Source organism: Telluria sp. AIW5 (genome assembly GCF_056680575.1).
Map to the genome: position 1 here is coordinate 2,568,254 of NZ_CM155289.1, position 14,487 is coordinate 2,582,740.

The 14,487-nt window shown below is 54.4% G+C and carries 14 protein-coding genes; 5 read left to right on the forward strand and 9 right to left on the reverse strand.

Annotation, left to right across the window (positions count from 1 at the left end; all coding sequences use genetic code 11):
- Positions 1 to 340: 340 nt before the first annotated feature.
- The 5 genes from qatD to AC1MEM_RS11300 form a co-directional block, all read right to left on the reverse strand.
- Entirely contained in the window at positions 341 to 1,108 is a 768-nt protein-coding gene (qatD, locus tag AC1MEM_RS11280; RefSeq protein ID WP_499477299.1) for a Qat anti-phage system TatD family nuclease QatD, read from the reverse strand.
- Complete coding sequence (qatC, locus tag AC1MEM_RS11285) at positions 1,105 to 2,364, reverse strand: Qat anti-phage system QueC-like protein QatC (protein ID WP_499477300.1); 1,260 nt, start codon at positions 2,362 to 2,364, stop codon at positions 1,105 to 1,107. Before qatC ends, qatD begins: the two co-directional genes overlap by 4 nt.
- A complete protein-coding gene (qatB, locus tag AC1MEM_RS11290) occupies positions 2,361 to 3,164 on the reverse strand; it encodes a Qat anti-phage system associated protein QatB (RefSeq protein ID WP_499477301.1) in 804 nt (267 codons plus the stop codon). The genes qatC and qatB overlap by 4 nt, the downstream gene beginning before the upstream one ends.
- An 80-nt stretch (positions 3,165 to 3,244) precedes the next feature.
- Positions 3,245 to 5,083: a KAP family P-loop NTPase fold protein gene (locus tag AC1MEM_RS11295; RefSeq protein WP_499477303.1), complete on the reverse strand. Its 1,839-nt coding sequence runs from the start codon at positions 5,081 to 5,083 to the stop codon at positions 3,245 to 3,247.
- Between the two features lie 130 nt (positions 5,084 to 5,213).
- Complete coding sequence (locus AC1MEM_RS11300; RefSeq protein WP_499477305.1) at positions 5,214 to 6,122, reverse strand: hypothetical protein; 909 nt, start codon at positions 6,120 to 6,122, stop codon at positions 5,214 to 5,216.
- Between the two features lie 639 nt (positions 6,123 to 6,761).
- Here AC1MEM_RS11300 and AC1MEM_RS11305 point away from each other — a divergent pair.
- A protein-coding gene (locus AC1MEM_RS11305) for an IS3 family transposase (RefSeq protein WP_499471930.1) occupies positions 6,762 to 7,939 on the forward strand; the annotation gives its coding sequence in 2 pieces (ribosomal slippage) (positions 6,762 to 7,029 and positions 7,029 to 7,939; 1,179 coding nt in all).
- Here the strand turns inward: AC1MEM_RS11305 and AC1MEM_RS11310 are convergent.
- The 3 genes from AC1MEM_RS11310 to AC1MEM_RS11320 form a co-directional block, all read right to left on the reverse strand.
- On the reverse strand, positions 7,885 to 8,682 hold the full coding sequence (locus tag AC1MEM_RS11310; protein ID WP_499477306.1) for a GGDEF domain-containing protein: 798 nt from the start codon (positions 8,680 to 8,682) through the stop codon (positions 7,885 to 7,887). The two genes, AC1MEM_RS11305 and AC1MEM_RS11310, sit on opposite strands and share 55 nt — an antisense overlap.
- A 1,156-nt stretch (positions 8,683 to 9,838) precedes the next feature.
- Positions 9,839 to 10,267, reverse strand: a complete 429-nt coding sequence (locus AC1MEM_RS11315; protein WP_499477309.1) for a protein tyrosine phosphatase family protein — start codon at positions 10,265 to 10,267, stop codon at positions 9,839 to 9,841.
- Between the two features lie 25 nt (positions 10,268 to 10,292).
- Entirely contained in the window at positions 10,293 to 11,042 is a 750-nt protein-coding gene (locus AC1MEM_RS11320) for an MBL fold metallo-hydrolase (RefSeq protein WP_499477311.1), read from the reverse strand.
- Between the two features lie 119 nt (positions 11,043 to 11,161).
- On the opposite strand from AC1MEM_RS11320, the gene AC1MEM_RS11325 reads away from it, so the two are divergent.
- The 4 genes from AC1MEM_RS11325 to AC1MEM_RS11340 are packed head-to-tail and all read left to right on the forward strand — an operon-like array spanning position 11,162 to position 13,170.
- Complete coding sequence (locus tag AC1MEM_RS11325; RefSeq protein ID WP_499477312.1) at positions 11,162 to 11,488, forward strand: metalloregulator ArsR/SmtB family transcription factor; 327 nt, start codon at positions 11,162 to 11,164, stop codon at positions 11,486 to 11,488.
- The gene (locus AC1MEM_RS11330) at positions 11,485 to 11,916 is read left to right on the forward strand and encodes a YeeE/YedE family protein (protein ID WP_499477314.1); all 432 of its coding nucleotides are present in this window, start codon (positions 11,485 to 11,487) and stop codon (positions 11,914 to 11,916) included. The genes AC1MEM_RS11325 and AC1MEM_RS11330 overlap by 4 nt, the downstream gene beginning before the upstream one ends.
- Before the next feature lie 10 nt (positions 11,917 to 11,926).
- The gene (locus AC1MEM_RS11335; protein ID WP_499477631.1) at positions 11,927 to 12,376 is read left to right on the forward strand and encodes a DUF6691 family protein; all 450 of its coding nucleotides are present in this window, start codon (positions 11,927 to 11,929) and stop codon (positions 12,374 to 12,376) included.
- Positions 12,377 to 12,417: 41 nt separating this feature from the next.
- Positions 12,418 to 13,170, forward strand: coding sequence for a sulfite exporter TauE/SafE family protein (locus AC1MEM_RS11340; protein WP_499477633.1), 753 nt, complete (start codon positions 12,418 to 12,420; stop codon positions 13,168 to 13,170).
- Positions 13,171 to 13,454: 284 nt separating this feature from the next.
- Here AC1MEM_RS11340 and AC1MEM_RS11345 read toward each other — a convergent pair whose 3' ends face one another.
- Positions 13,455 to 14,408 (reverse strand): cation diffusion facilitator family transporter, encoded by a 954-nt coding sequence (locus AC1MEM_RS11345; RefSeq protein WP_499477315.1) that lies wholly within the window; start codon positions 14,406 to 14,408, stop codon positions 13,455 to 13,457.
- Between the last annotated feature and the right edge of the window lie 79 nt (positions 14,409 to 14,487).

Consider the following 14,487-nt stretch of genomic DNA (forward strand, 5'->3'; position numbering starts at 1 on the left):
CGGTTGCAAACCGTAGCAACCAGGGCCCGTATTTGACTGGCGCCTCGCGCTCCCTCCACTTACCTAGGATTTCTCGACAAGCGACGGACTCGTCAGCGCTCATGAGCGCCTCGCAGTCAGCACAAAACATCGAGTGTTTGGTCAGGTCGTCGTTTAGCCTGTGAATCCTAGTATGTGGATTGAAAAACCTTGGTTCCTTGCCCATTTCGCGCGCTAACCAACGGCGAAAGAAGTTCGGAATGATGTGACTTTTTCGAAGCGGCCTGACTTCATCACATAAGAAGCATTCCTTCCTAGCCTGCAGCTTACGATACGTCATTAGTCCCGGGGAAAACAGGTTTCAAGAGCCACCGGCAAGCAGTCGGGTGCTGTAGGCACGGATAACGTTAATCAGTCGCCTTCCGTTGTCTCGCAGAATTCCCCTAACTTCTTCAATGGGCAAACCCCACGTAATCGAAAGTTTGTCTGCAATGTCAGAAGCTTCCCAGGGCATGATTGGGCTGCCGCCTTGCATGCCGAATGGTCCGTCACTTTCCGGCACGATTCGGTCTTTAGGCATGATTGAAACGAGCTTGCGCCCGTTCGATGATGCCAGCATTGCAGGCCCAACACTAAACCAGCAACCGAGGGAGGCAGCAAGTCGAAGTTGGGGCGCAGAATCAGTAAACCAGTGGAGCACAGCAGTTCCAAAGCCTGCGTGTTGTTGGAGGGTCGAAAGCACTTGGGAAGTGGCAGCGCGTGAATGGATACTAAGTAACCGGCCACCGAGCTCGTCGGCCCGCTGTACAACGGCTGAAAACACTCTCTGTTGCGTTTCGAACGTGTGTTTGTAGCGAGCAGAACCGTCGAGCCCTACCTCGCCTACACCGGCTACATGCGTCATCTGCTGAAGTAGCAAGTCTAGTTCCGATACTTTCTTATCAGCGACCTCCGGGTGCAGTCCTGGCGACACCATAATCTTATCGCTGGCCGGCAGGATTACTGACGTGGCCGCAAACGCACGAGGACTAGTCGTTACTAGCCACAAAAACTCCATCTCGGCCTGGGCCTTGGCATACAGAGACCGCGCATCAGGGTACAAGTCTAAATGGCAGTGGAAATCCATCATATAAGGCCGTCTCGACTCAACAGGACACCTAGTTCAGAGAGGCCAGCTTCAAGCACTCGCCGATACTGGTCGCGCTCTTCGGTCTTTGCGAAGGCCAACGAAGCACCTAGAAACTTGTCGATTCCGTGTGAACGAGCTGTTAGGACCGCGCATGCTACGGCCATCGGGTCATCCGCTGCAGTCTTGGCGGAAGTCGCTAAGCTCTCATACTTGTACTGAGTCGCGTCCATAGAGGGCTGCCAGCGCAGGAAAGAAGCCTTCCTAACCATGCATGGGACGCAGCGTCCACAATGTCGTCGATTGTAGGTGCGGAAGCGCCCACAGCTCGTGGTATCAGAGGCTAGTTCAGCAAGGAGCGACTGGTCCTTGCAATCAACTAACATCTCACCTTTAGTTTTGAAACGGTAAGGCATCTGCAAGGTCACGTTGATGCCTAGAAGCGGTAAGACGTCCTGTAGCTGTTGCATGAACAGTGGATGCGTCGTGCGGGTGCTTAAGCTCGCCATCCGCCCAGGAAGCAACGGTGGGTTGACGCTGATGAACCCATTCTCCGGAACAATGATTACCGGTGCTCGGTTCGGTAGGAGCGAAGTGGCGAGCACTGCCAAGCCATAAAAGACCATCGAGCGCCCCCGTGTCGAGGGTTCGCTTGGCCCCTTGAAGTCAATGCCATGACTCCATTGCTGGTGCCACCTACCGCCGTCAAGTCGATGAGCATATGCAATTTGTCGAGCAGAGTCTTCATGGGCGCGCTGGGAGACATAGATAGGCCGCTTTCCCTGCACATGGGCATCTATACCGCCAATCAAGCTATCCAAACCACCAGATAATAGGGCCACACAGTCCCGGTCACAGAGAACGCGCTCTCCAGAAGGGGGCGGTGGACCTCCATCTCTGAAAGTCAAAGTCCAAAAGTCTCCAGTGAGCACGCGCAGCATGCGCTCAAGGGCATCGCACTGACGGTTCCAAGGTGCAGGGTCGTTTAGAGTTACCTCAAGCTCGATTTGTCGAGTCCAGCCATCGGCAGAGCCCTTCCGCAACATAACAAAGTCAGCTGCAGAAACCGACAATGCAAAGAGAACGAAATCCCACACGGATATGGACGGAGCGTAACCTGCGGCTTCCAACTTGCGCAGCCAACCGTTTGCAATACCCCCGACAGCCGGGTCGTCGACACGCTCCAAGAACGTGAAGGCTTTGGCGCCGGCGGGGAGTGGATTCGGCAAGGACTGCACCGCTGAACAGATAATCTTCATTGAGCACCAAATACGTTAAGAGTATTGCGAAGCGCAAGCTTTGCAATGTCTTGTACGGACCTCACATGCCCTCCAGAACGAGCGGCCTTCATAGCATCGCCTACCACAACGAGGAGGTAATCTTGGACCTCTCCCAGTCGCTGATGGACAACCTGAGCTGAGTACTTCAACTTTTCAAAGACTCGACCCAGTTCTAGTTGGATACGATTAAACACATCGAAGGCCAGGGTGTACCCCATGACCGACGCAATCTGCTCGTCCGACATGGCAAGGATGTCAGCTGTTGGGTCTACATCGTAGAGATGAATGATTGCCTGATTCATGGCGTGTTTAGCCGACTCTTCATCAACACTACCTCCGTCGGGCGCGAGTTGTTGAATCACCTCGAGAGCAGCATCACGCGCAGACAATCCTCTAGCTCGTGCAGACTCGACCCACTCAGCGATGTTCGGGTTCGTGCCTTCTCGAGCCGCCGCAAGAAATCCGCCTAACGCTGCGGCGGCAACCGCACTTGTCTTCATTCGTCCGGCGGCACGGGACGGACCACCCATCCCCTTGTTAACCATGCTAGCGACTGCTCGTCCGATGTCGCTTCGGTCACCGCTTCGAATAAAACGCCCCATCAGTCGACGTGCGTCCTTGTAACGACCGGGCGGTGCTATCCCTGGAGTTGCTGCTTCACCCTGTTCACCGTGCGGCGAGCCTGAATCGCTTGTTGTATCCTCAGGCGACTCTGTCGTGCTGTCGTTGGTGCCTTCCCCACCTGGCTGAAGTCGAGCGTCTGAATTACTTTGGTCCATGCCGCCCCCCGCGCTGTCGAGCCAAGGCGGGTCAAACGGTGAGCCAGCTCCTGCTCCCGCACTTGACGTCGACGTACCCATTAATGCGACCTCCCAGCGGTTATAGCCCTCTTGACCGATTCCGGCGTATTTGGGTCTGCAAACCACTTGTTGAGTGTTTCGTTAGCCCACGCGCAGCTGGCCAAAGATGCCACCAAAGCAGGGCTGAGCTCGGGCAATTGAGCCTCTGCTAGAAGAGCAGAGGCTCGTGCCCCTGCTGAGGCGAAAACTGAACAAACCGCCTTAAGCATGAAAACGTCGTCCGGTTTTGCCCACGTACGAGTGCTACGCTTTCGTTCCCACGCCCGTGCCATTGCCAACGCAGCTTGAATCTCGCCAACTGTGTGTATTTTCTCCTGTAGGACGGCAGAGTCCGTGCGCACAGTCTCGAGAACGCTGCACAGCTCCTTTCCTTCCGCACTTAAATCGTCGGAGCCGAAATCGCGGATAGTACTGTCACGACTCAGGTGCAGAAGAGGGCGCATGTCGACATCACGTAATGGAGGGTCAAGCTGCAGCCATTCGCGTACAAAAGGTTTATCTCCGAAGACCGCACCGAGCGTCGAGTCTGGGACCTTAGCCAGTTCCTCAGCATGCAACAATAGGTCGATTCGTCCGTCGTTCTGGGCGGAGGTGGCGTCCGCCAGTGTATTTGCCAGAGCCTCTTCGCAGCGTTCTAGCAGGTGCCACTTCGCTAAGAGCGGAATGTCCACGTTGATACCCTGAGGGGCTGCAAGAGCTTTCCTCAAAAACACGGTATTTAGAAATCGCTTGATAAGCCTGGGATTTGACTGAACCGCGCCTGACGAAAGGAGCAGCGGGGCTAACCTTTCGGATAGACCCATGAGACTTAGCAGTTCGGCATCCCGCCGAGGCACCAGGCTCTCGAGGAAGTCCAGGTCAACTCCTTTCCCCTTCCACGTTTCCTGCAGCCGCTGTTGTACTTTCGCTTGAGCATCCGCGAACTGTTCTGATGAGATTTTTCCCTCTCGCTTAGCACGTTCTAGGAACAGCTGAGCGGTATAGGCTTTTGTTTCGTTCGGCCCCAACCGCGGCACACGAAGCGGAACCTGTATCAGCTTGTCGAAATAATTGGTCGCGACTTCATCGCTGATGCCAGTACCGGCGAAGTGAACACGCACCGCCCCTCGGATGAAGGTATCGTCGGCCGCTACTACGAACGCGCTCCGGCGGAGGAAAAGAAGGAGGCGTATCGCCTCGAGCGTTGCAATTGTCGTCTTAGGTAAGCACCGGTCTAAGTCATCAACGAACACCACCAGCGTAATGTCAAGCTCGGTCAATAGCTGTTCGAGCGAAGTGCGGAACTGCTGGATTTCTTGTGGTAGTGACCGGCCCTTTGCTTCCTTGAGCAGCCCTTCGGCGGCCTTTGGCAGCTCTTTGGCAGCCTCGGCGCCGTCGGTGACTGAACCTTCATCAAAGGCTCCCGTCAATGCCAGCAAGGATTTGCCGAGCGTGCCAATCGGAATGCCTGTCAACAAAGTAGCCGCAACGTCGCCGCCAAGTTGCGCTAGGCGCAGAACATTAATTCGCTGCAAAAGGCTTTTAGCTTTGTCGACGCAGTTCCGGGATAACTGTGCTTGCTCCAGCACAGCGTCCCCCACAATTTGAAGCAACGCAGTGCGCGCGTCTTCAAAGCCTTGATAGAGCCATGGATTGAAAGTAACGATGACATGTTTGGTTTCGTCACTTTCGAACTCCGAACCAATCATGCGAACCAAGGAGGACTTGCCGGCGCCCCATCCTCCGGAGACGCCAATCGAAATCGGCTCTTCCCCTGCGCCCCGGATAAGTTCTGCACAGGCTTTCGCAACGATTCGAAAGTTCACATAGTCTACTGTTGTCTCATTGTCATGCCACATGCATATACCCTTGTCAAAACTAGACCATTTACGGAATCTTGCATGCCATTGTGGTCTAATATTTTCAATCGGGCAACTTGGCTGATGGGGTTACGTTCGGTCGAGCATCATCTGACAGACGCAGGTAAAACTACTGACCCCAATTCACTTCACGAATCACGAAGCCTAGAGCATGAAGAGCATACTCAGCATCAAGCTCGTCGATGTTGCGCAGTGAGTGCTTGTATGACTCGTTGTCCTTTCCTCGCGGGTGTAGTCGGTTGATAGTCTCAAGTGCGCTTCGCAGCGCAACCCGCTTACCGTCACCGAACTGACTGCGTACTGCGTTTATCCAGTGACCAAGGTCTTGCTCAATGGGCTTAGCAGAGTGAGTCACCTTCTGCATCCACCGCGAAGTAATCATGACTGCGGCATTTCGGCAGTGGTCGACCACGGACTGAGGTAGCTCTCGGTAGGCCGAGTTGACGACTCGGTCTAGCGCGGCCTGCACCCCTGGTAAGGCGTCGGTTGCAATCTGATTGGCATCTAGTTGTGGAATTACGCCAAACGCCGACTCTGCCCGAAGCGTGACCAGCACGTCGCCTGAAGCGATTCGTTCGGTTTGAAGGATGCGCCACAACGAATGACCGTCTTTTCGACCTAGGGCTAGCTGGAGGCCTTCGCCACGATTAGGCTTGTGCAGAAGGTCCGTGCACTCGTAGTAGACGCTGAGCTCCTTACCTACGCGGCCGGCATTATTAGCTGCCTTAAGTAGGTCGGAGTTGATGGCAGGATGAGCCTCGACCTGAGTTAGCTCCCAGCTGACTGCGCCAAACTTCTGGAATAGTCGCCCTCGGCGTACACGACTGCCAGGGTCAAAGCTGCCATCAATGAAGGTCCAGCCCAAGCCGTCGAAATCACCCGGGATTCGTTCCAGGTCTTCTGGCTTCTCAATCAATGTTGCTTGCGACAGAGCTGGAGTAGGCCACACCGGATGAGTTGGACCATCCATGCCTTCATAGATGAGCCCTGTACGTCTATCGAAACCTAGTCTCGCCATAAAAATTCCAAGTGTTGGTTCTTATAAATCGATTTTAAATATAATGCTGCGCCCCGTGCCAGGCCCTTCGCAACTGACCAAGCCAGCTTTGAGCCTTCAGCGAGAGAGTTCTGCCTGCTTCCGATGTACACACGCAACCGAAGGTCGCAGAGCCACTAAGAAAACGCAGAATCCGGCTTCAACTGTCGCTCAAGAACTAAGAATTTTCAACAAATGTCGCCCAATCACTAAGAAAGTTTAGCGTGCACTTTCGTATGCGCACTGTAATGTCGCCATTTCCAGTCTGTCCACGGTGTTTGGACTGATGTAGGCACGCTCCGCAAAGTCGCTTCGTAGGAAGTTCGATACACGTACGTTTTCACTAGGGCTAGTGGAAGCGTTACTCTCTCGCAGATGAGGACGCTACAAGTGCAACTGAACTACGTTATCAAGGCTGCAGTCTTCTGGCACCGACGTAACCGCAGCTAGATTGGCTTCCTTCCCCGGGTTAGGCAGGCTAGGCAAGTCAACTAGGTAGCCTTCTGCGGAGAAGTTCTGTTTAGTCGAGGTGACGAACTGATTCTTGCCTAGCTTTTTTGTAGTGGTCTAATGTCTCCGGACACCTCGATAGGTGGATAATTCACCTTCGAAGGAGTTTACATGACCAGGCAACGCCGCAATTTTGACCCCAGCTTTAAGCTCGAGGTCGTCCGTATGATCAAAGAACAAGGCCTTAGCATCTCGCATGTCAGCCAGACGATGGATATCGGTGTGACCGCAATCCGTCGTTGGATGGAGCAGTACGAGGCCGAGCAACAAGGCCAGCCAGGCATCGGCAAACCGCTGACGGCTGAGCAGCAGCGTATTCGGCAACTGGAGCAGGAAAACCGCCAGCTTCGTAGTGATGTAGACGTATTAAAAAAGGCATCGGCCTTCTTTGCCCGCGAGCTCAAGTGAGCTATCGGCTCATTGACGAGCTGCAAATGAAGGCCGTACCTGTCGCACAAACCTGCCGCCTGCTGGGCGTGAGCCGGGCCGGATTTTACGAAGCCAAGCGTCGTGCAGCCACGCCGACTTTTTGCAAAGCGAGCGTGCATCTGCGTGCCGCGTTCATGAGCAGCGGCCAGAGTTACGGCAGCCGTCGCCTGGTTACGGCACTGGCCAATAGCGGCCTTCAGGTAGGCCGTTACAAGGTGCGCCGCCTGATGCAACAGGCCAGCCTGAAACCAGTCTGGAAACGCAAATTCGTGCACACGACCGACAGCAAGCATGCACTGCCGATTGCACCAAACGTACTCGCCCGGCAGTTCAATCCAGCAGCGCCCAACTTGGCTTATGCGTCGGATATCACGTATATCCGGACCGGCGCCGGCTGGCTGTATCTGGCTGTCGTGCTCGACCTATTCTCGCGCAGAGTCGTGGGCTGGGCAATGGCGCCGAGCATGCCAGCCACCTTGGTCTGCGATGCCTTGCGCATGGCAATCCAGGCGCGCCGGCCAGCCGCCGGACTGGTTGTTCATTCCGACCGCGGCAGTCAATATGCAAGCGACCAGTACCAGGCCTTGCTGGCCGAACACGGCTTCGTCTGCAGCATGAGCCGCAAAGGGAACTGCTGGGATAACGCAGTTGCTGAACGCTTCTTCCTGAACCTGAAAATGGAGCGCGTCTGGCAGCGCAGTTACGAGAACCACGCCGAAGCCAAGCTTGATGTGGCCAATTACATCGCCGGCTTCTACAACTGCGAGCGCCTGCATTCCGTATTGGGCAATCTGCCGCCCAGCGTCTATGAACGCACCATGGCAGCAAAAGAACCTATCGTCGTGTCCGAAATTACTTGACCACTACATTTTGCCCTGTACATCAATTGGTCAGCAGCCTTGCACGCAAATCGGGACGTTATCGCGGAAGCCGGCTCGAGATAGTAGACACCGATACTGGCGCCAAGTGGACTCTCGAAAAGCTCGCCTACAGCTTCTGCGCGCTTAAGGAATCGTGTAAGGGCTGCCTCCAAATCCTCGCGAACGAATCGCGTCCCCACGATGACAGCAAATTCATCGCCACCGAACCGTGCAGGAGTACCTAGGGGCCCTAGCTCCACGGTCAGCCAACGCGCTACGTGTTTGAGTACGAGGTCGCCACCGTCGTGCCCCTGCACGTCGTTAATCTTTTTAAAGCCATCCAAATCGATGAAGACAACAGCACGTTCGTGCTCTGCAGAGATGGCACTCTCACAGACTTCGTCGAGGAGTTCGTCGAAGCTAATTCGGTTTCGTAACTGCGTCAGAGAGTCAGTACGCATTTCGAAAGCAAGCGCGTCTGTTAAGCGGAAGAGATACAGCGGAAGCACGATAGTGGCAACAGCCAGCCCAAGAAGGATAGGGGGATATTGTTCCCAGTAGGGCGAGTACATCAGTGCAGCGCACGTCAACACTGAGCTGATTGTTGAGGAGAAAACAGCATAGGTTCTGCCGTATCTGAGCCCACTTCCAAACGTCAGCAATACGGGCATCAGAACGAACGGCGCTGCTATCTCGCCCGTAAGGTAGAGCGTAGTTGCGAACAGTGCTTGGTCTACTGACATGGTGAGCCAGCGTAGGGGAGCACCCCCAATCTTTGTTCTTATGAGAAGCCAGGCCGAGACAGCGAAGACGAAGTGGATTGCCGCAAGCGTACACGCTGCTGAGTACTGCGGAGTTCCTCTAAATTGCTGACTAAAGTATAGGTAGACTGCGAAGACTAAACTCCAGCACATACGTGCGATAGCTTGGCCGTGTTCTGTAGCTAGCCCAGGTATCACGAAAAATGGCGCGGGCTTGAGCTTCCGTAAGTGGTGAAACAATATCATAGCAAGGTAAGAAGTTTCTCTGAGGATATTGTCTCACGGCGATGGTTGTGATGCTATGAATACTAAGAGGGCATCTGTCGTCGGGCTGCCGTATCGCAATGGGGGCCGATTTTCAAGACTGATGAAAAGCGCGAGTGCTGTGCCAGCATGACAAAGAGCAGCGTGTGGGAGCATTTCGGTAGCAGGTTTAAAGGGCACCTCGTCTTAGACCTAGCCTTGGTGCGACGGTAGTTGAGCCGGCACTGGGATGTCGCAGGAATAAAACCCCTCAAGGTGCTGCTTCAGGGGCTTGAATCATTTTGAATAGTTCACCGTTGCACTTGAGCCTCGGTTTGGCTTCGTTCGTACGATGCTCTCCGTTCGTGACGGAGCATGGTTTCGTTCGCTCGTCTACGCAACTCGAGTTCGTCCGGGGGCGAAGAAGGTTCGCTAACTCTTGAGAAGTCTCCTTTGTAAATGCCGAATGCGATGATTGCGACCATAGGCGAGCAGATGATGATGACGGCCGCTAAGTCGATTAAGAAGTCTTGCATGTCTGTTCCTGTATTGTTGGCCTGACATGTATAGCGAAACATGAGTGAGCTCGTTGGTCACGAGCTTTTTTTCTTTTCTAGGCCGCAACGGGCAAAGAATGCGTTGACGTTGCCGTCACCGCTGCCTAGGCCACATGTGGACTTCTGTACAAGACCTAGAGGTCATTAGCCGGAGCTGATTTGTCGCGGGCAGTGTGGCGAGAACACTGCCAAGCCATGAGAGGGAGAGGAAGAATGCTTAATCGCCAAGTTGCTCTCCTGTCGAAGATGTTCTGACAGTCGAATGGTATGGGAGCAGAAGCGGGGGCTACCTTCCCGCCTGCCAGGCCGCTCAGCAGGTGGCCTACCTACGCAAGGGCTCACGGCTTTCGTTGCTCGTTTACGAACTGCACAAACGCATCTGAACCCTGCAGATTAAAGCCCATCGATGCAGCTTCTTCAAGCGTGCGCTCGGCAGTCCAACCCTGTTGTTTGGCTCGACTGAGGGCAAGCAAAAGAGCGCCTCTTGCGCCGGTAGCGCAGTGAATGAGATGTGGTCCATCGGTCTGAGCAATGGCTCGCTCAAGAGCGGCAATTTGGTCTGTAGACAGAGCTGCTTTGTCGACTGGCACGTTCACGTAATTAAGCTCGTGCATTCGCACTAGGTTCGCATTCGGCATTGGCGTCTCAGATGGCAAACGTAGGTCAATCACTGTCCCGATTCCTTGTCGCTTAGCTTCTGCCAAATCACCTTCGCTCGGTTGAGGGCCCAAGAACACACTGTCCCCAATTTGCTTGAAATTTTTCATGCCATTCTCCATGGTTGTAGTTCGCTCAGCCTTGGGGGCTAGCTGACATCTGCTGGCAATACTGGGCGAGGTTCTCGGGTAAGTTGGGTGGGCAAACACCGCATTGCCGGTTGCCTGGCACGGCATAGTCGATGAACTTAGGGTACGGTAGGTTCAAGCCCGCCATGATGGTTTTGAATTCATCAAGAGTCCTGTCTCCCCCCAGCCTTAGATTGTGCTTCTTTTCCTGAGCGATGGAGGAGGCAAAGCGCTCCTTGTAGTCATGTGCTGGATAGACCAAGGTTTCGTCCGGAAGGGCGAACAATTTCTCGCGCACGCTCTTGTACAAGGCGTCTGCGCTACCGTTTTGGAAGTCTGTTCTGCCGCACCCGTCGATGAGCAAAGCGTCGCCTGTGAAGACCCTGCCTGAAGAGAGAAATGCAAAGTGGCCATCAGTATGACCTGGGGTGTGTAGAGGGTGCAGGCCGATGCTGCCAACCTGAAAAAGCGTTCCCTCTTCAATGCCGAAGTCGACGCAAGGCAACCTGTCCCAAGCGGGGGCGGCAATTTTGCTGCCGACGGCACGTTTCATCTCAAGCGCCGCAGTGACGTGGTCAGCATGTATGTGAGTATCGACGGTGTAGGCGAGTGTTAGGCCGAGCCGGCGAACCTCTGTCAAATCGCGGTCCATCGTTGCGACGACTGGGTCGATGAGGATGGCCTGTCCAGTGTCTTCATCACCAAGAAGATAGGTGTAGGTGCTCGACAGTGGTTCATAAAGTTGTCTGAAAATCATGCTGGCTCCTGAGCAGACGGTGTTGAACTGGATAAGAACGACCGAAGAACAATATACCATAACATATATTATCTTGTGATATAATTTATCCTTAGGCGTTACTTTCCAATGGATTTCACATGGCCACATCAGCGATTGACTTAGTCCAACTCGAGGCTGCAGCTGGAGCTGCATGCAACCTCTTGAAGGTGCTGTCCAACCCGGACCGCTTGCTGTTGCTGTGTCAGATGACACAAGGGGAGTACGCAGTTAGCGAGCTTGAAGCCATGACTGGCATCCGCCAACCAACGCTCTCGCAGCAGTTAACGATTCTGCGCGCTGAACAGTTGGTGAACACTCGCCGCGAGGGTAAGCAAATCTTCTACAGCATCGCGAGTGCCGAGGCTTTAGCTGTGCTGCAGGTGCTGTATCAACTGTACTGCCCCAAGACCGGAGACGAACAGTGACAATCGACTGGACTCACTTTACGCCATGGGCGTCGCTCGCTGGAGGCATCGTAATTGGACTTGCGAGCGCGCTACTTTTGACACTGAACGGACGAATTGCCGGTATCAGCGGCATCGTTGGGGGACTCTTGCGTCGACAGCGAGGCGACATTTCTTGGCGCATCGCCTTCGTAGCGGGCCTGGTGACTTCGCCGCTCATGTTCGCGCTTGTAGCGCAGCTGCCGTCCGTGCAAATCGATGCAGGCTACTGGACTCTTATCATCGCCGGCCTGCTCGTGGGCCTAGGTACCCGGTATGGCTCAGGTTGCACAAGCGGACACGGTATCTGCGGCCTATCTCGACGGTCGCCTCGGTCGTTAGTGGCAACTGTCGCCTTCATGTGCGCAGGATTCGTTACCGTTTATATCGTTCGCCATTTGCTTGGATGAGGAACTCAAAATGAAGTCACTAAGTGCGTTGTTGGCTGGTTTGCTGTTTGGCTTAGGGCTAATTGCCTCAGGCATGACAGACCCGACTAAAGTCCTTGGTTTTTTAGACCTAGCGGGAGCATGGGACCCATCGCTTGCTTTCGTTATGGGTGGGGCGTTGCTAGTCGGTGCATTTGCCTTCCCCTTTGTGCTTAAGCGACCTAGGTCGGTCTTGGGCAATGCCATTTCACTCCCAACTTCCACCAAGATTGACCGCCGGCTGGTAATCGGCGGACTGACCTTCGGTGTCGGCTGGGGTTTGGCCGGATTTTGCCCAGGACCTGTCTTAACGTCGCTTATGTACGGAGGAGCCAAGCCTGCGGTGTTTTGCATTGCAATGCTTGCTGGCATGGCAGTATTCGAAATATTGGAACGCGCTAAGTCCACTGCTTCAGCGGGGGCCGGGCTGGGGCAGGGCTAATGACTTTAACGGTCGCGCTAGGTCTTCTTGTCGGCATTGTCATGGGCCTTACCGGCGCGGGGGGAGGCATCCTAGCTGTCCCAATGCTCGTATTTGGTCTAAATTTGACAGTAGCCCAAGCAGCGCCAGTTGGGCTGCTTGCGGTAGGGACCGCGGCAGCCGTCGGGGCCGTTGTCGGGTTAAAAGCGAAGATTGTCCGCTATCGGGCGGCCGTGCTCATTGCCGTCAGTGGCATCCTAATGACGCCACTTGGGGTGTGGTTAGCTCACCGCATGAATACGAAACTAATGAGCATCGTCTTTGCAGCGGTCTTAGTGTGGGTTGCCTATAACAGCCTTAAGGGCCCTGGCCAAAGCTCTGCCCAGACAGAGAAGAAAGGTACGCATCGTGTATGCATACGCAGTACTGAGAGCGGTCGTTTCATCTGGACTTCAAAATGTGCCCGTGCGCTTGTAGCGTTCGGCGGCATCGCTGGTGTGCTTTCTGGACTGCTCGGGGTCGGAGGTGGCTTCGTGATGGTGCCTGCACTACAGCGCTACACTGACCTTGAAGCGCGTTCAATTGTTGCCACTTCGCTGGCGGTGATTGCCCTTATCTCCCTTGCTGGCGTGGCCACCAGTGTGTCGGTAGGGAATTTCAACTTGGCTGTCGGATTGCAGTTTGCTGCAGGCGGAGCTCTAGGAATGGGGGGCGGGGCTTTACTCTCATCCCGCTTGGCGCCGGCTCACTTAAGAGGCGCTTTCGCCTTCGTCTGCCTTGCCGTTGCAATCGGCATGATTGCGAAATCGGTATAGACGTCCAACTATACGAGTTGCCCCTTTAGGCCAAGTGCATCGGCTTCAAGCTCAGCACTTCCAGCACTTCCAGCACTACCTCAAGTGGCTCACTAAGCCCATGCTGCAATCGGCGTCTGGGCTCCCAGATTAGCTGCGGCCTTCTTGCGCTTGTTCACCGAGCAGCTGGTATACCTCGCTGCCCTGTGCATCAGTACGATTTTCCACTCGTGTTGATGAGACACGACTGAGGGCTCAACTGAGAAAAAGGTAGCATTTCTGGAATCGTCCATTTAAGAGCCTTTTTAGCCATGAGCGTGTTCGTGCGGGTGGCCAACGTCGTGATTGTTTCCGGTTTTTGTATCGCTAAAATGGAATTCCTCATCCGCTTGTTCACACGCCACTATTTCGCATTGGATAGTCACATGGGTAATTTCGAACTTATCCCTGAGAACCTGTTTCATCTCATTGAGCACGGTGGCCGGCAGAACGTCTGGAGCGTGAACGACGTGGACCGTAAGACTGGTCTTGCCGCTGCTAATAGCCCAGACGTGCAGGTCATGAAGGCTGAGAACGCCAGGAGTCGCGAGTAGCTTTTCTTGAAGGTCAGCTATATCGACGTCCTCGGGAACACCTTCAAGCAAAATGTTGACGGTTGATTTAAGCAGTACCCAAGTCCGGGGCAATACCCACATTCCGATGGCCACTGCGACAACAGAGTCCACCCAAGTCCAGCCTGTAAATTTGATGATGATAGCGCCGGCGATAACCCCAACCGAACCTAACAAATCGCTCCAGACTTCCAAATAGGCACCCTTTACGTTCAAGCTGTCGTCCTTGCCCCCGGTGAGAACCTTAATACTAATCAGATTGGCGACTAGTCCGACAGCCGCGAACCAGAGCATGCTTGTCGACTGTAGTTCTGGCGGATTTCCCAGGCGACGATATGCTTCGAACAGGATGTATATCGCAACTGCAATAAGCATCAGCGCATTGAACGCGGCGGCCAAAATCTCGAAGCGGTGGTACCCAAAACTCCGTTTTGTATCCGCAGGACGTCGTCCGATTCGAATAGCAGCCAATGCGATAGCAAGCGCCGCAGCGTCAGTTAACATATGTGCAGCATCAGAGATAAGTGCGAGGCTGCCGGTGATTAAGCCACCGACCGTCTCAGCAATAAGTATGCTGCTCGTGAGTCCCAGTGCTATCCAAAGAGAGCGCTCGCTTTTGCCCGCAGTGTGGTCGTGTTCCGTACTCATAGTGCTCCGGTGGTGTGTGTTTTGCTCGCGTTACCAAGCGTCATGTTTAACTAAAACGGCGGCCCAAGTGGTTAGTTTT